Below are 14,166 nucleotides of genomic sequence, written 5' to 3'. Positions count from 1 at the left end.
GCAGTGAAATCGCAATCCGCGGTGGAGAATGGCGTGAATGGGGGTGCGGCGGCCGTGGCCGTTTCTCCGCGAATCGCGATTCGTTACACCGAGGATGGGGCGGAGTCTATTGATCGTGCAGGCGATGGATTGTCGGGAAGCTAACAAATGCGGCAATCATGTCGATTTCATCCGGTATTTCTGGATTGTGTGACGAATCGAACTGAAAGCCTTGTCGGGTAAGGGGCGGGTGGATTCTGGCGATGTGAGTCAGCGATTGCCGGCTCGGTGAGGTGGCGCACGTTTTACGCCAGATTGGTGCGTTAAAATGCCGCCGCCCGGATTATATGCTTGCCTGACGTATATTATTTTTCGCCTTTTAATTTCTTTCGTTTGAAAATAAATTAAATTAAACGAATATGGTGTGGCGTCGCTTCGATATGCCGGACTTTAGTCCGGATGAAGGGAGATCGGTGCGGGGAGGGTCATTGACGCCGATAGCGAACGTCGCCGAATCGCCTGCGTACCAAGTCACCGCCGCGATCGGACGCGGCGCGCCGCCGACTTGCCGCACAGCGGCGAAAACGTGAAGGGAAGAGGGCGCGGGCGCCGGGCTCAGAAGTCGATCGCGTCGTCGGAGTCGACTTCGGCGGCGGTGGCGAGCACCTCGCGCGTGTCGCGCGGTGCCGATGCCGACGCGTCGAGCGACGGATTGCGCAACTTCTCGAGCACGCGTTCCGGCACCGGGATCCGCATCCGCGCGGCGACGTCGCCGCACTGGAACATGATCAGCTCACCCGGCTCGAACGCGGTCCAGACTTCGTTGTCGGTGAGCGGCTGCGTCGCGATCACCGCGACGCGATCCTCGGGCGTCGTGTATTTCGCGAAGTCGATCGAGAGATCTTCGTCGACGAGGTGCGCGGTCGAGAACGGCCAGCGCCGCACGAGGTAGTGCAGCCGCGTCGAGCAATGCGCGAACAGCGCCTGGCCGTTCGACATCAGGAAGTTGAACACGCCGTGATCGGTGATGCCGCGCGTCAGTTCGCCGACGCGTTCGAACAGTTCGGGCAACGGCGGCTGCGCGCCGGGGAACGCTTCGCGCAGCCCCTGCATCAGCACGCAGAACGCCTGTTCGCTGTCGGTCGTGCCGACCGGATGGTAGACGCTGCCGTCCATGTCCGGTGCGTAGTCCTGCAGGTCGCCGTTGTGCGCGAAGATCCAGTGCCGGCCCCACAGCTCGCGCATGAACGGATGGCTGTTCTCGAGCAGGATGTGGCCTTGCGTCGCCTTGCGGATGTGCGCGATCGTGTTCTTGGACTTGATCGGGTAGCGCTTCACCATTTCGGCGATCGGCGACGTGGCGGATGCCTGGTGATCGATGAACAGACGGCAGGCCTTGTCTTCGAAGAACGCGATGCCCCAGCCGTCGGCGTGGTGATCGGTGAGCCCGCCCCGGGCCGCGAAACCTGTGAAGGAGAATGTGACGTCCGTCGGCGCGGCGCAGTTCATTCCTAAGAGTTGGCACATTTTACTTGGGGCGGCAGGCTGAGGCGGGGGGTAACGAACCGGGCGAACCCCGGTACAATGCGGCTTCTAGCATATCACCGAGCCCTGAGCGGTAAAAAGCGGATTCCGCCGGCCGAAGGCCCCGTGTTGCGGTTTGCCGTCAGTCGGCCCGCGCACGCGCGTTCCGGCCCCGCCGAGGGCCAGCCCGTTCCTCACGACGCTTCCTATGACTGCCTCGAACGCTTCCTCCCCGGCGACGCTCTCGCTCGCCCGTCCCGACGACTGGCACCTGCACCTGCGAGACGGCGACATGCTGGCCGCCGTGCTGCCGCACACCGCGCGCCAGTTCGGCCGCGCGATCGTCATGCCGAACCTGAAGCCGCCGGTCACGACCACCGCGCAGGCGCAGGCCTATCGCGAGCGCATCCTGGCCGCGCTGCCGGCCGGAATGACGTTCGAACCGCTGATGACGCTGTACCTGACCGACAACACGCCGCCCGACGAGATCCGCCGCGCGCGCGAAAGCGGCTTCGTGCACGGCGTGAAGCTGTATCCGGCGGGCGCGACGACGAATTCCGACCACGGCGTCACCGATCTCGCGAAATGCGCGAAGACGCTCGAGGCGATGCAGGAAACCGGCATGCCGCTGCTCGTGCACGGCGAGGTGACCGATGCGTCGATCGACCTGTTCGACCGCGAGAAGGTCTTCATCGACCGCGTGATGACGCCGCTGCGCCGCGATTTCCCGGGCCTGAAGGTCGTGTTCGAGCACATCACGACGAAGGATGCGGCCGACTACGTGCGCGACGCCGACGCGGCGCCCGGCCTGCTCGGCGCGACGATCACCGCGCATCACCTGCTGTACAACCGCAACGCGCTGTTCGTCGGCGGGATTCGCCCGCACTACTACTGCCTGCCGGTGCTGAAGCGCGAGACGCATCGCGTCGCGCTGGTCGAGGCCGCGACGTCGGGCAACCCGCGCTTTTTCCTGGGCACCGACAGCGCGCCGCACGCGCGCGACGCGAAGGAAACCGCGTGCGGCTGCGCGGGCTGCTACACGGCGCTGCACGCGCTCGAACTGTACGCGGAAGCGTTCGACACCGCCGGCGCGCTCGACAAGCTGGAAGGCTTCGCGAGCTTCTTCGGCGCCGATTTCTACGGGCTGCCGCGCAGCGCCGAGACGGTCACGCTGCGTCGCGAGTCGTGGGAACTGCCGCGCGAGATCTTCGCGGGCGATACGCCCGTCGTGCCGCTGCGCGGCGGCGAGACGATCGGCTGGAAGCTGGCGTAAGCCACCGCGCCGTCGCACGAACCCGGCCCCATGCGGCCCGCGGCGCGCAGTGCTAGAATGCGCGTCGCAAAGCAGGCCAGGCAGTCGCGGCCTCGCCGCCTTCGGGCGCGCGGGGGCGAGGAAAGTCCGGACTCCACAGGGCAGGGTGATGGCTAACGGCCATCCGTGGCGACACGCGGAACAGGGCAACAGAAAGCAAACCGCCGATGGCCCGGCGCAAGCCGGGATCAGGTAAGGGTGAAACGGTGCGGTAAGAGCGCACCGCGGCGACGGCGACGTTCGCCGGCACGGTAACCTCCACCCGGAGCAATTCCAAGTAGGCAGGCGCGCATTTTCGGATGCAGGACGGGGCCCCCGTCTCGTCTGCGGGTAGGAAGCTTGAGCGCGTCAGCAATGGCGCGCCTAGAGGAATGGCTGCCACGCGTTGCGCGCTTCGGCGCGCAGCGTGCACAGAATCCGGCTTATCGGCCTGCTTTGCGGTTCGAATGCGAAAGGGCCGGCGTCTCCCCACGGAGCGCCGGCCCTTTTTTCATGCGCGCGCGCCGTGCGTTCAGCCGGCGACGATGTCGAACGAATGCGTGAGTTCGGCCGTCTTCGCGATCATGATCGACGCGGAGCAATACTTGTCGTGCGACAGGTTGATCGCGCGTTCGACCGTGGACGGGTTCAGGTTGCGCCCGGTGACGGTGAAGTGGAAGTGCACTTTCGTGAACACCTTCGGATCTTCGCTCGCGCGCTCGGCCTTCAGCGTGACCGAGCAGCCGCTCACTTCCTGGCGGCTCTTCTTCAGGATCAGCACGACGTCATAGGCCGTGCAGCCGCCGGTGCCGAGCAGCACCATTTCCATCGGGCGCGGCGCGAGGTTGTGGCCGCCGCCTTCGGGCGCGCCATCCATCGTGACGAGGTGGCCGCTGCCGGTCTCGGCGGAAAACGCCATGCCGTCCTGGCCCATCCAGCTTACTTTGCATTCCATGCTTGCACTCCAGCGTTGCCTGATTCGGATTCGATCCGGCATTGTAGCCCGCTGCGCAACGGTCGGCTGATGCGCTGCACGACGCGCAATGCCGGCGCCGCGCGAGCGACGCGCCGGACGGCCAATTCCCGCTCGGGTTTAGGGGTTTTGCTCTAGAAGCGGGGCGGTTTCGAGCCTGCCCGGTGGGATCAGGCGATTGATTTAAAAGGGGAAAATGGAATTTTCAAACGCGACGCGAAATATTCCGCATTATGGTGTTTGATTTCGTAATGCAAATTTTCTTGTGAAGTCGGCGACGCGTTCGTATAATGAGCCTCATTGGTTGTCGCGCTGCGGCAACCTCCGAATGTCTCCTCCACCCTCCTCCTATGGTGGATTAAGCCCGAACCAGCCGTTCGGGCTTTTTTTCGTCCCATGCAAACATCGGCGCGCGGCTTGCGCGCCCCGGCATCACGGCATCCCCGGAATCGTTACGCAGGTTGCTTTGCGTCCGATTGTGACGTCGCGCCACCGGACGGCGTGCCGGTTGAGCGCGCATCAGGTGCGGGCACGTGGACGGCCGACGCGTGGCCGTGCCCGCGTGCGCAGAAGTGGCGGACGCGTTCGCGCACCGCGCGCAGGCGGGCGACGCGATCCTCGGCATGAGCGGCGCGGGCTTCGGCAATGCGTGTATCGAGTGCGTCGAGCTTGGCTTCGCAGTCGGCCTGGGCGGCCACGGCGGGCGCTGCGGCGGCGAGCAGGGCCGCCGCAAGGAAGGGCGTAAGTTGTTGATTCATCATGCTTGTTTGTTGTTTTCCAGATTCGGCCGGTCTGGCGCGGGAGGGTCCTGTGCCGCGCGTCGATGGGTGCCTCCCCGGGCGCTCGGTTCGCCTGGCTTCTTGGGGCACGAACGGATTTTGGCCCATTTCGGCCGCCGTGGACACGGGGAGTGGATTCCCTTTGACCGCGTTGCCGTATTTCCTTTATAATTCAGGGCTTTTCCGCATTCATGCCCACGGAAAAAGAACAGGGAGAGCCTGCACCGCGCCTCGAAGCGCACACAGACAAGCAGGAAGAACACATCGGGCAAAGCAATTTTTTTGGATCGATCATGAAGACGTTTTCCGCAAAAGCCCATGAGGTGACGCGCGAATGGTACGTGATTGACGCGACGGATAAGGTTCTCGGCCGTGTTGCCAGCGAAGTGGCACGCCGTCTGCGCGGCAAGCACAAGCCTGAGTTCACCCCGCACGTCGACACTGGTGATTTCATCATCATCATCAACGCGAGCAAGTTGAAGGTCACGGGCAACAAGACTCTGGACAAGAAGTACTACCGTCACTCGGGCTACCCGGGCGGTATCTATGAAACGACGTTCGGCAAGATGCAAGAACGCTTCCCGGGCCGCGCGCTCGAGAAAGCGGTCAAGGGCATGCTGCCGAAGGGCCCGCTCGGCTACGCGATGATCAAGAAGCTGAAGGTCTACGCTGAAGCTACGCATCCGCATTCGGCGCAACAGCCGAAGGCGCTCGAGATCTAAGGGGAGCCCACATGATCGGTAACTGGAACTACGGTACGGGCCGCCGCAAGAGCGCAGTCGCACGTGTCTTCATCAAGGCTGGCAAGGGCGACATCATCGTCAACGGCAAGCCCATCGCTGACTACTTCTCGCGCGAAACGTCGCTGATGATCGTGCGTCAACCGCTGGAACTCACGAACCACGGCCAGACGTTCGACATCAAGGTCAACGTCAACGGCGGCGGCGAAACGGGTCAGGCAGGTGCAGTGCGCCACGGCATCACCCGTGCACTGATCGACTACGATGCGACGCTGAAGCCGTCGCTGTCGAACGCAGGCTTCGTCACGCGCGATGCACGTGAAGTCGAGCGTAAGAAGGTTGGTCTGCGCAAGGCACGTCGCGCAAAGCAGTTCTCGAAGCGTTAATTCCGCTTCATGGCCTCGCCGCTCCCGGGCGGCGTCCGCCGGAAAAACCGCCAGCGTTCGCGCTGGCGGTTTTTTTATGTCCGCTTCCAGGCGCGTGCTGCCGCGGCCCGCGCGGGCGTGTTTGATGAAATCGACAAGAACCTATTGATTTCATGGACTTCAGCACGATCTTCTGATCGGCCCTACAATAGCGGCTAAAGCTTTTTGGAGAGTTCGCAATGAACGCTGTTACCGAATCCGCAGCAACGACGGCCGAAATGCCGGTTCCGTTCGTCTTCACCGACGCCGCGGCCGACAAGGTCAAGCAACTGATCGACGAAGAGGGCAATCCCGACCTGAAGCTGCGCGTGTTCGTGCAGGGCGGCGGCTGCTCCGGCTTCCAGTATGGCTTCACGTTCGACGAGGAAGTCAACGAGGACGACACCGTGATGAACAAGAACGGCGTCCAGCTCCTGATCGACTCGATGAGCTACCAGTACCTGGTCGGCGCCGAGATCGACTACAAGGACGACCTCAACGGCGCCCAGTTCGTGATCAAGAACCCGAACGCGAGCACCACCTGCGGGTGCGGCTCGTCGTTCTCGGTCTGAGCACACGGCAAATCCGATCCGGTTCGCCGGAATGAAAAACGGGGCTTCATGCCCCGTTTTTTTCATGCCCGTTCGCGTTGGCGATGCGGCGCTTGCCGTGCGGCAGACGCAGCGTCAGCGCGGATAGAGCGCGCCCAGCACGCGATTGCCGGCTGCGCCCGTGACGGTCGCGAGATTGCCGGGCTGGCGGGCGGTGAAGCGGTACGCGAGCCACGCGAATGCGAGCGCCTCGACCTGCTGCGGCGGCACGCCGAGCGCGGCCGTCGTATCGACCGTGGCCGGCACGCCGGCCTCGCGCAGTGCGTCCCGGAGGGCGTCGAGCAGCACCGGATTGCGTGCGCCGCCGCCGCAGACGAACACGGCCTTGCAGCCCGCTGCGTGCTGCGCGATCTCGCGTGCGACCGACACGGCCGTAAGCGCGGTAAGGGTCGCCTGCACGTCCTCCGGCGTGACCTGCGCGAACGCGCTGAGCTTCGCGTCGAGCCATGCCGGATTGAACAGGTCGCGCCCGGTGCTTTTCGGCGGCGGTGCGGCGAAATACGGCTCGTCGAGCAGCGCGTCGAGCAGCGGCGCGTGGACGGTGCCGCGCGCGGCGAACTTGCCGCCGTCGTCGTACGGCTTGCCGAGATGGCGGGTCGCCCATTCGTCGAGCAGCGCGTTCGCGGGGCCGCAGTCGAAGCCGCGCACGTCGCCGCCTTCGCCGGGCAGGATCGTGATGTTGCTGATCCCGCCGAGATTGCAGACGATACGCGTTTCACCCGGCGCGCCGAACACCGTCGCGTGGAAGGCCGGCGCGAGCGGTGCGCCATGGCCGCCCGCGGCGACGTCGCGGCTGCGGAAATCGGCGATCACGTCGAGCTGGGTCAGCTCGGCGAGCAGCGCCGGGTTGTTGATCTGCCGCGTATAGCCGCGCTCGGGGCGATGGCGCACGGTCTGGCCGTGCACGCCGATCGCGCGGATCTCGTCACGCGACAGCCCGGCCGTGCGCTGCAATTCGTGGCAGCACACCGCATAGCGCGCGACCAGCGCGTTCGCCGCGAGCGATTCGCGGTCGATTTCATCGTGGCCGGGCTGCTGCAGCGCGAACAGCGCGTCGCGCAGCGATTGCGCGAAGCCGACGAACGCTTCCGCGAGCACGACCGGCGCACGGCCGGCCTCGAAGCGCACGGCGACGCCATCGACGCCGTCCATGCTGGTTCCCGACATCAGCCCGAAGTAGATGCCGTCGGCCGGATGGGCATGTTGCGGCTGTCGTTGCGGCACGTTGGGTTCTCCTGGATCGTGCGGCGCGGGCCGGTGCCGCGCGCCTTGCGCCCGATTATCCGCGCAACGTGACGTGCCGTTAAGCGATGAGCGCGCAAGTTATGGGAAAATCCCTGTTTTTGCGACATTCTTCCTGGCACCGATGAGCACCGAACCCAGTTCCAAGCCTGTTTTCCCGATCACCGACGAAGTCCGGCATGCGCTCGCCGTCACGAAGCGCGGCGTCGACGAGCTGCTGGTCGAGGAAGAGTTCGCGCAGAAGCTCGCACGCAGCGCGGCGACGGGCACGCCGCTTCGCATCAAGCTCGGCCTCGACCCGACCGCGCCCGACATCCACATCGGCCATACGGTCGTGCTGAACAAGATGCGCCAGCTGCAGGACCTCGGCCACACGGTCATTTTCCTGATCGGCGATTTCACGTCGCTGATCGGCGATCCGTCGGGCCGCAACGCGACGCGCCCGCCGCTCACGCGCGAACAGATCGAGTCGAACGCGAAGACCTACTTCGAGCAGGCCGCGCTCGTGCTCGACCGCGACAAGACCGAAATCCGCTACAACAGCGAATGGTCGATGCCGCTCGGCGCGGACGGGATGATCAAGCTCGCGTCGCGCTACACGGTCGCGCGGATCCTCGAGCGCGAGGATTTCACGAAGCGCTTCCAGGGCGGCGTGCCGATCTCGATCCATGAATTCCTGTACCCGCTGATGCAGGGCTACGACTCGGTCGCGCTGAACGCCGACCTCGAGCTCGGCGGCACCGACCAGAAGTTCAACCTGCTGGTCGGCCGCGAACTGCAGAAGCAGTACGGCCAGGAACAGCAGTGCATTCTCACGATGCCGCTGCTCGAAGGCCTCGACGGCGTCGAGAAGATGTCGAAGTCGAAGGGCAACTACGTCGGCATCAGCGAGCAGCCGAACGACATGTTCGGCAAGCTGATGAGCATCTCGGACACGCTGATGTGGCGTTACTTCGAGCTGCTGTCGTTCCGTCCGATGGACGAGATCGACGGCTTCAAGCGCGAGATCGAAGGCGGCCGCAACCCGCGCGACTTCAAGGTGCTGCTCGCGCAGGAAATCGTCGCGCGCTTCCACTCGCAGGCCGACGCCGAGCGTGCGCTCGAGGACTTCAACCACCGTGCGAAGGGCGGCGTGCCGGACGACATTCCGTCGGTCACGCTCGCGGGCGCGCCGCTCGCGATCGGCCAGCTGCTGAAGCAGGCCGGCCTCGTGCCGTCGACGAGCGAGGCGCTGCGCAACATCGAGCAGGGCGGCGTGAAGATCGATGGCGCGACCGTGTCGGACAAGGGCCTGAAGGTCGAAGCCGGCGAGTTCGTCGTGCAGGTCGGCAAGCGCCGCTTCGCACGCGTCACGCTCACGGCATGATCGCGCTGATCCAGCGCGTGAAGCGCGCCGACGTGCGCGTCGGCGATCGCACGACGGGCGAGATCGGCGCGGGCCTGCTCGCGCTGGTCTGCGCGGAGCGCGGCGACACCGACGCAGCGGCCGACAAGCTGCTCGCGAAGATGCTCGGCTACCGCGTGTTCAGCGACGCCGCCGGCAAGATGAACCTGCCGGTGTCGAATATCGACGGCGAAGGCCGGGCGGGCGGCCTGCTGCTCGTGTCCCAGTTCACGCTGGCGGCCGATACCAACAGCGGGCTGCGTCCGAGCTTCACGCCGGCCGCGCCGCCCGACGAAGGCGCGCGGCTGTTCGACTATTTCGTGGCGGCCGCGCGGGCGCGCCATCCGGTCGTCGAGACGGGCGAGTTCGGCGCCGACATGCAGGTGTCGCTCGTCAACGACGGCCCCGTGACCTTCTGGCTGCAAGTGCGGCCCTGATTCTTCCCCGGAGACGCGCCGCGATGGCCACCACGCAGATTCTTTTCATCCGCCATGGCGAGACGGCCTGGAATCGCATCAAGCGCATCCAGGGTCATATCGATATCCCGCTGGCCGAAACGGGCCTCGAGCAGGCACAAAAGCTGGCCGCTCGGCTCGCGCGCGACGCGCGTGACGGTGCACGGCTCGACGCGATCTATTCGAGCGACTTGTTGCGTGCGCAGCAGACCGCGCAGCCGTTCGCCGACGCGCTCGGGCTTACACCCCGGCTGCGGGAAGGGCTGCGCGAGCGCTCGTACGGCCAGTTTCAGGGGCACGATAGCGCCGAGATCGAGACGTTGTTCCCCGACGCCTACGCGGCCTGGCAGACGCGCGACCCCGGCTTCGCGCCGGACGGCGGCGAGTCGCAGCGCGAGTTCTACCACCGCGTGCTGCATGCGCTCGAACCGATCGTCGCCGAGCATCCGGGTGGCCGGATCGCGTGCGTCGCGCATGGCGGCGTGCTCGACTGCGTCTATCGTTTCGCGAACGGCATCGAGCTGTCGGCGCCGCGCAATTATCAGTTGCTCAACACGAGCATCAACGTCGTCGATTACGTCGATGGCCGCGCGCAGGTCGTGCAGTGGGCCGACGTGTCGCACCTGGACGCCACGAGCGACGATGACGGGTACCGCAAGGTGCTCTGAGCCGGCAGGCCCCGTCCGGCATCGCCGGCCGGGACTTCCTTCCTGCGTGGTGCCGGCTGCTTACTGCGGCAGCGCGTGGCGCGTCTTGTAGTCGAGCGCGTACGCGATCTTGCCGGGCTTGTCCGCCGTGATCGGCTGGCGCAGCTTGTCGAATTCCCCCTTGTTGTATTTCTTCCCGCCGTTGATCGCGTCCGCGCGCCCGAGGTCGGCGCCCGTCTTGCCGTCGATCACCGGGTCCGTGGCCGCGACCATGCGCGTCGACGCATTCCAGACCGCGTTCAGGTAGCCGGTGTCGGCCTTCGCCGGATCCGGGTCGGTCGTGCCGGCGCGCGTCAGGTCATAGCCGGCGAGCGCGAACGTGCCCGGTTGCGCGCGCAGCCAGTCGGCCCAGTAGAACTCGAGATAGTCGGTGGCTTGTGCGGGCTTGCTGTAGCCGATATCACGCGTGAAATAGACGAGCGAGCGGTAGCGGTCGTTCGTCATGCCGAGTTTCAGGCCGAGCCCGGTCGGCAATTGCGCGGTCGTGATCGGCTTGCCTTCGCCATTCTTGAGGCGCAGATAGCCGCGGCTCTGCATCTGCTGCCAGAACGCGTCGCCCGAGTAGTCGCTGAGGTTGTCCTTGACGACGACGTGCACGTGCAGCGCGGGGCCGCCGTCGGGCGTCTCGTAGTAGGTCGACAGGCCGTGGTGGCCGTCGGTCAGGTACAGCGCATCGCCGTTCGGGCCGATCACGACCGGGTTCAGCACCGAGCGGTCGCGGGCGTTCGCGTCGGTCGTCGTGCACGTGTAGCTCGCGGGCTCGCGCAGCACCGACTTGGCCGTGTAGCCGCTTGACGCGACGCCGCCGAGGCCTTCGTCCGCGCAGAAGTCGTCGAATTTCTTGTCGGGCTGCAGTTCATAGCGGCCGAGCTTGTAATAGATCTGGTCGTAGCCGATCGCGCCTTGCGTCGGATGGAGGTCGCCCAGCGTCACGTCGATCAGGTCGCCCGCGCGCGCGGCCTTCCACTTGCCCGGTTGCGGCGTGACGGTGGCGGGCGGCGTCGGGGCAGGCGTGGTCGGGGTGCCGCCGGACGGCGTTTGCGCGTCCGAACGCGCGACGGCGGTGACATCGTCGCCTCCGCAGGCGGTGAGGGCGAAGACGGTGGACAGGCTGGCGGCAAGGGCGAATCGGATCGGCAGGCGTGGCATCGCGGGCATCGGGTGTCGGTCGGGTGGGCGGGACACCGCGCAGGTCACGGACGGGCGGCACGTCTGGCCCGTGCAACCGTGCACGGGTGCAAGCCCGTCAGCTTGTCACAGGTATTTGACAGTAAATTGAAATGATAAGAGGAAGCGAATCGTCAGACAGGCGGGGTGCTGTCGGGCGGTGTCGCAGTGGCGCGGCGGCGCGCACGTTTTGACGCGCCGTTCACGAGCGCCCAGCGCAGCACGGGCGCGACGACCCGGATGCCGGGCCGCACCACCGCGCGGCGCAGCGGCGCGAACGCCGACACGCCGAGCATGCGTTGCGCCCACGGCGGCAGCAGGTCGATGCCCGCGTGCATCACCAGCGACGCGGCGGGCCGCAGCGCGGGCTTCGCGACCGGCACGTTCAGCAGGATGGACATCACGTCGAACGTGCGCGGCCCGGCTTCGAGCTCGGGCTGCATGCGCGCGAGATAGGCGGCCACCTCGGCACGCGAACGGGGCACCTCGTGTGCGCCGAGCAGCTCGGCGACCAAGGCCGTTTCGGCGTAGTAGCGGTCCTGCAACTCGCCCGGCAGCGCGGGATTCACATAGCGCAGGTGCGCGGCGAGGAAACTCGACACTTCCGCGACATGCACCCAGGTCAGCAACGCCGGATCGTCGGCGCGATACGGGCGGCCGTCCGGCGCGGTGCCCGAGATGTGTGCGTGGATCGATTTCACGCGCTCGATCAGCGCAAGTGCGTCCGCGCGACTGCCGAACGTCGTACCGGTGATGAACGTGGCGGTGCGTCGCAAGCGGCCGAGGATGTCGGTGCGGAACGACGAGTGATCCCAGACGCCCGCGAGCGCGAGCGGGTGGAGTGCCTGCAGCAGCAGCGCCGCGATGCCGCCCGTCATCATCGACGTGAAGTCGGCGTGCACACGCCAGCAGATGGCCTCGGGACCGAACAGCCCAGGGTCGCCCGGCGGTGAAGAGAGGTCGAGTGACGGGCCGCCGCCGCCCGCTGTCAGGTGCGTGACGCCGGCCACGAGCCGCTTGCGGATCGGCTCGGCCCAGCGCGGGCCCGGTGCGGGTGCGACGGGGCGGGATCCGGGTGGCGTCGTCATGGCGGGGGCGGCTCCGGCGACGGGTTACTTCCCGTCGGGGGTATCCCACTCGCCGCGTTCGGTGCGGCCGGTGTCGGGCACGGAAAGCCCGAAGTGGCGATACGTGAGCAGCGTCGCGACGCGCCCGCGCGGCGTGCGCTGCAGGAAGCCCTGCTGGATCAGGTACGGCTCGAGGACGTCTTCGATCGTGTCGCGTTCTTCGCCGATCGCCGCCGCGAGGTTGTCGATACCGACCGGGCCGCCGTCGAACTTGTACAGGATCGCCTCGAGCAGCTTGCGGTCCATCAGGTCGAAGCCGACCGGATCGACGTCGAGCATCGCGAGCGCGGCATCGGCGACGGCCGCGGTGATCTGGCCGTCGGCCTTCACTTCCGCGAAGTCGCGCACGCGGCGCAGCAGCCGGTTCGCGATCCGCGGCGTGCCGCGCGAACGCTTCGCGATTTCGAGCGCGCCGTTCGGATCGATCTGCGCGTTCAGCAGCGACGCCGAGCGCCGCACGATGCGCGACAGTTGATCGGCATCGTAGAACTCGAGGCGCGCGACGATGCCGAAACGATCGCGCAGCGGGTTGGTGAGCATCCCGGCGCGGGTGGTGGCGCCGACCAGCGTGAACGGCTGCAGGTCGAGCTTCACGCTGCGCGCGGCCGGCCCTTCGCCGATCATGATGTCGATCTGGTAATCCTCGAGTGCCGGATACAGGATTTCCTCGACGACCGGCGACAGCCGGTGGATCTCGTCGATGAACAGCACGTCGTTCGCTTCGAGGTTCGTCAGCAGCGCGGCGAGATCGCCCGCGCGCTCGAGCACGGGGCCCGACGTCTGGCGCAGGTTCACGCCCATCTCCCGCGCGATGATGTGCGCGAGCGTCGTCTTGCCGAGGCCCGGCGGCCCGAACAGCAGCACGTGGTCGAGCGGCTCGGAGCGGCGCTTGGCGGCTTCGATGAAGATCTCGAGCTGGCCGCGCACCTTTTCCTGGCCGACGTAGTCGTCGAGCTGGCGCGGCCGCAGCGCGCGTTCGAACACCTCCTCGTGCGACGAGGCGGGCGTGGCGGCGATGATCCGCTGCTCGGTGGCGAGTTTGTCGGTTTCAATCATGCGGCCATTGTACCGCGCGCCGCGGTCCTGCCCACCTGGCCGAACGGCCGACTGGCGAGCGTTGCGCGGTTGCGCGACACTGGCTTCAACGCACCGGTTGGCGGCCCGTCAGGCGGGCGTTACCCCTTCGACAGCGCTTTCAGTGCGAGCTTGATGCCTTCGGATACGCCGGTGCCGGCCGGCACGTTCTTGATCGCGGCAAGCCCTTCCTTTTCGGAATAGCCGAGCGCGAGCAGCGCGTTGAGGATGTCGGTCGCGTGGTCGGACGGCGACGCGGCGCCGGCGAGCGCGCCGAGATCGGCGCCGAGCTTGCCCTTCAGTTCGAGCAGCAGGCGTTCGGCCGTTTTCTTGCCGATGCCGGGCAGGCGCGTGAGGCGCGCGGCGTCCTGCATCGTCACGGCCTGCGCGAGCTCCTGCACGCTCATGCCGGACAGCACGGCGAGCGCCATGCGCGCGCCGATGCCGGTGATCTTCAGCAGCTCGCGGAAGGTCGTGCGCTCCTGCGGCGTCAGGAAGCCGTACAGCAGGTGCGCGTCCTCGCGGACGATCTGCTGCGTGAGCAGCACGACGCGCTCGCCCGTTTGCGGCAGGTTGTAGAAGGTGCTCATCGGCACGTCGATCTCGTAGCCGACGCCGTTGCAGTCGACGAGCAGGTGGGGCGGGTTCTTTTCGAGCAGGATGCCGGCGATGCGACCGATCATGGATGGCTTGATGCGAGGAAGAAAGC

16 protein-coding genes and 1 other RNA gene are annotated in these 14,166 nt (G+C 66.4%); 9 read left to right on the top strand and 8 right to left on the bottom strand.

The genetic code is table 11. The features are described 5' to 3' along the window. Nucleotides 1-594 precede the first annotated feature (594 nt). Nucleotides 595-1,506, bottom strand: a complete 912-nt coding sequence (locus tag CFB34_RS21105; protein WP_039361465.1) for a class II glutamine amidotransferase — start codon at nucleotides 1,504-1,506, stop codon at nucleotides 595-597. 205 nt (nucleotides 1,507-1,711) lie between these two features. Here CFB34_RS21105 and pyrC point away from each other — a divergent pair, with 205 nt between their 5' ends. Both pyrC and rnpB read left to right on the top strand, forming a co-directional pair. Then, entirely contained in the window at nucleotides 1,712-2,776 is a 1,065-nt protein-coding gene (gene pyrC / locus CFB34_RS21100) for a dihydroorotase (RefSeq protein ID WP_089439236.1), read from the top strand. Between the two features lie 68 nt (nucleotides 2,777-2,844). After that, nucleotides 2,845-3,256, top strand: an RNA gene (gene rnpB, locus CFB34_RS21095) — RNase P RNA component class A. A 70-nt stretch (nucleotides 3,257-3,326) separates the two neighbouring features. On the opposite strand, the gene CFB34_RS21090 is transcribed toward rnpB, so the two are convergent. After that, nucleotides 3,327-3,791, bottom strand: a complete 465-nt coding sequence (locus CFB34_RS21090; protein ID WP_172625585.1) for an OsmC family protein — start codon at nucleotides 3,789-3,791, stop codon at nucleotides 3,327-3,329. Between the two features lie 428 nt (nucleotides 3,792-4,219). Next, nucleotides 4,220-4,528 carry a DUF1090 family protein gene (locus CFB34_RS21085; protein WP_089439237.1) on the bottom strand — a complete coding sequence of 103 codons (309 nt, stop codon included), beginning with the start codon at nucleotides 4,526-4,528 and terminating at the stop codon, nucleotides 4,220-4,222. A gap of 311 nt (nucleotides 4,529-4,839) precedes the next feature. Here CFB34_RS21085 and rplM point away from each other — a divergent pair, with 311 nt between their 5' ends. From rplM to erpA, 4 genes are read left to right on the top strand one after another with little or no spacing between them, the layout of a single operon-like run. Next, a complete protein-coding gene (rplM, locus tag CFB34_RS21080) occupies nucleotides 4,840-5,268 on the top strand; it encodes a 50S ribosomal protein L13 (RefSeq protein WP_009687896.1) in 429 nt (142 codons plus the stop codon). Between the two features lie 11 nt (nucleotides 5,269-5,279). Then, complete coding sequence (gene rpsI, locus CFB34_RS21075; RefSeq protein WP_011883283.1) at nucleotides 5,280-5,672, top strand: 30S ribosomal protein S9; 393 nt, start codon at nucleotides 5,280-5,282, stop codon at nucleotides 5,670-5,672. Between the two features lie 9 nt (nucleotides 5,673-5,681). Further along, nucleotides 5,682-5,870 carry a hypothetical protein gene (locus tag CFB34_RS21070; protein ID WP_166893546.1) on the top strand — a complete coding sequence of 63 codons (189 nt, stop codon included), beginning with the start codon at nucleotides 5,682-5,684 and terminating at the stop codon, nucleotides 5,868-5,870. 20 nt (nucleotides 5,871-5,890) lie between these two features. Next, nucleotides 5,891-6,262 (top strand): iron-sulfur cluster insertion protein ErpA, encoded by a 372-nt coding sequence (erpA, locus tag CFB34_RS21065; RefSeq protein WP_011350956.1) that lies wholly within the window; start codon nucleotides 5,891-5,893, stop codon nucleotides 6,260-6,262. A 114-nt stretch (nucleotides 6,263-6,376) separates the two neighbouring features. Here erpA and CFB34_RS21060 read toward each other — a convergent pair whose 3' ends face one another. Continuing rightward, on the bottom strand, nucleotides 6,377-7,525 hold the full coding sequence (locus tag CFB34_RS21060) for an anhydro-N-acetylmuramic acid kinase (protein ID WP_089439238.1): 1,149 nt from the start codon (nucleotides 7,523-7,525) through the stop codon (nucleotides 6,377-6,379). A gap of 142 nt (nucleotides 7,526-7,667) precedes the next feature. On the opposite strand from CFB34_RS21060, the gene tyrS reads away from it, so the two are divergent. The 3 genes from tyrS to CFB34_RS21045 are packed head-to-tail and all read left to right on the top strand — an operon-like array spanning nucleotide 7,668 to nucleotide 10,050. Continuing rightward, nucleotides 7,668-8,909 carry a tyrosine--tRNA ligase gene (gene tyrS, locus CFB34_RS21055; protein ID WP_089439239.1) on the top strand — a complete coding sequence of 414 codons (1,242 nt, stop codon included), beginning with the start codon at nucleotides 7,668-7,670 and terminating at the stop codon, nucleotides 8,907-8,909. Next, nucleotides 8,906-9,364 (top strand): D-aminoacyl-tRNA deacylase, encoded by a 459-nt coding sequence (gene dtd / locus CFB34_RS21050; protein WP_011350959.1) that lies wholly within the window; start codon nucleotides 8,906-8,908, stop codon nucleotides 9,362-9,364. The genes tyrS and dtd overlap by 4 nt, the downstream gene beginning before the upstream one ends. A 23-nt stretch (nucleotides 9,365-9,387) precedes the next feature. Further along, entirely contained in the window at nucleotides 9,388-10,050 is a 663-nt protein-coding gene (locus tag CFB34_RS21045; RefSeq protein WP_089439240.1) for a histidine phosphatase family protein, read from the top strand. A gap of 60 nt (nucleotides 10,051-10,110) precedes the next feature. Here the strand turns inward: CFB34_RS21045 and CFB34_RS21040 are convergent, their stop codons facing one another. The 4 genes from CFB34_RS21040 to ruvA all read right to left on the bottom strand — a co-directional run bounded on the left by CFB34_RS21040 (nucleotide 10,111) and on the right by ruvA (nucleotide 14,140). After that, the gene (locus tag CFB34_RS21040) at nucleotides 10,111-11,238 is read right to left on the bottom strand and encodes a ParB/Srx family N-terminal domain-containing protein (RefSeq protein WP_089440348.1); all 1,128 of its coding nucleotides are present in this window, start codon (nucleotides 11,236-11,238) and stop codon (nucleotides 10,111-10,113) included. Nucleotides 11,239-11,390: 152 nt separating this feature from the next. Continuing rightward, a complete protein-coding gene (locus tag CFB34_RS21035) occupies nucleotides 11,391-12,344 on the bottom strand; it encodes an oxygenase MpaB family protein (protein ID WP_089439241.1) in 954 nt (317 codons plus the stop codon). A gap of 24 nt (nucleotides 12,345-12,368) precedes the next feature. Beyond that, nucleotides 12,369-13,439, bottom strand: coding sequence for a Holliday junction branch migration DNA helicase RuvB (gene ruvB, locus CFB34_RS21030; RefSeq protein ID WP_089430607.1), 1,071 nt, complete (start codon nucleotides 13,437-13,439; stop codon nucleotides 12,369-12,371). A 119-nt stretch (nucleotides 13,440-13,558) separates the two neighbouring features. Further along, nucleotides 13,559-14,140 (bottom strand): Holliday junction branch migration protein RuvA, encoded by a 582-nt coding sequence (gene ruvA, locus CFB34_RS21025; protein ID WP_089439242.1) that lies wholly within the window; start codon nucleotides 14,138-14,140, stop codon nucleotides 13,559-13,561. Nucleotides 14,141-14,166: the final 26 nt, after the last annotated feature.

It is taken from the genome of Burkholderia sp. HI4860 (assembly GCF_002223045.2).
Lineage (GTDB): Bacteria > Pseudomonadota > Gammaproteobacteria > Burkholderiales > Burkholderiaceae > Burkholderia.
Note: the sequence above shows the minus strand (reverse complement) of the source record. Positions and strands in the feature narration are given on the sequence as shown.

Bases quoted from the DNA above. Each gene is read 5' to 3' on its own strand.
- CFB34_RS21105 (WP_039361465.1), bottom strand. From the start codon at position 1,506: ATGTGCCAACTCTTAGGAATGAACTGCGCCGCGCCGACGGACGTCACA.
- pyrC (WP_089439236.1), top strand. From the start codon at position 1,712: ATGACTGCCTCGAACGCTTCCTCCCCGGCGACGCTCTCGCTCGCCCGT.
- CFB34_RS21090 (WP_172625585.1), bottom strand. From the start codon at position 3,791: ATGCCGGATCGAATCCGAATCAGGCAACGCTGGAGTGCAAGCATGGAA.
- CFB34_RS21085 (WP_089439237.1), bottom strand. From the start codon at position 4,528: ATGATGAATCAACAACTTACGCCCTTCCTTGCGGCGGCCCTGCTCGCC.
- rplM (WP_009687896.1), top strand. From the start codon at position 4,840: ATGAAGACGTTTTCCGCAAAAGCCCATGAGGTGACGCGCGAATGGTAC.
- rpsI (WP_011883283.1), top strand. From the start codon at position 5,280: ATGATCGGTAACTGGAACTACGGTACGGGCCGCCGCAAGAGCGCAGTC.
- CFB34_RS21070 (WP_166893546.1), top strand. From the start codon at position 5,682: ATGGCCTCGCCGCTCCCGGGCGGCGTCCGCCGGAAAAACCGCCAGCGT.
- erpA (WP_011350956.1), top strand. From the start codon at position 5,891: ATGAACGCTGTTACCGAATCCGCAGCAACGACGGCCGAAATGCCGGTT.
- tyrS (WP_089439239.1), top strand. From the start codon at position 7,668: ATGAGCACCGAACCCAGTTCCAAGCCTGTTTTCCCGATCACCGACGAA.
- dtd (WP_011350959.1), top strand. From the start codon at position 8,906: ATGATCGCGCTGATCCAGCGCGTGAAGCGCGCCGACGTGCGCGTCGGC.
- CFB34_RS21045 (WP_089439240.1), top strand. From the start codon at position 9,388: ATGGCCACCACGCAGATTCTTTTCATCCGCCATGGCGAGACGGCCTGG.
- CFB34_RS21040 (WP_089440348.1), bottom strand. From the start codon at position 11,238: ATGCCACGCCTGCCGATCCGATTCGCCCTTGCCGCCAGCCTGTCCACC.
- CFB34_RS21035 (WP_089439241.1), bottom strand. From the start codon at position 12,344: ATGACGACGCCACCCGGATCCCGCCCCGTCGCACCCGCACCGGGCCCG.
- ruvB (WP_089430607.1), bottom strand. From the start codon at position 13,439: ATGATTGAAACCGACAAACTCGCCACCGAGCAGCGGATCATCGCCGCC.
- ruvA (WP_089439242.1), bottom strand. From the start codon at position 14,140: ATGATCGGTCGCATCGCCGGCATCCTGCTCGAAAAGAACCCGCCCCAC.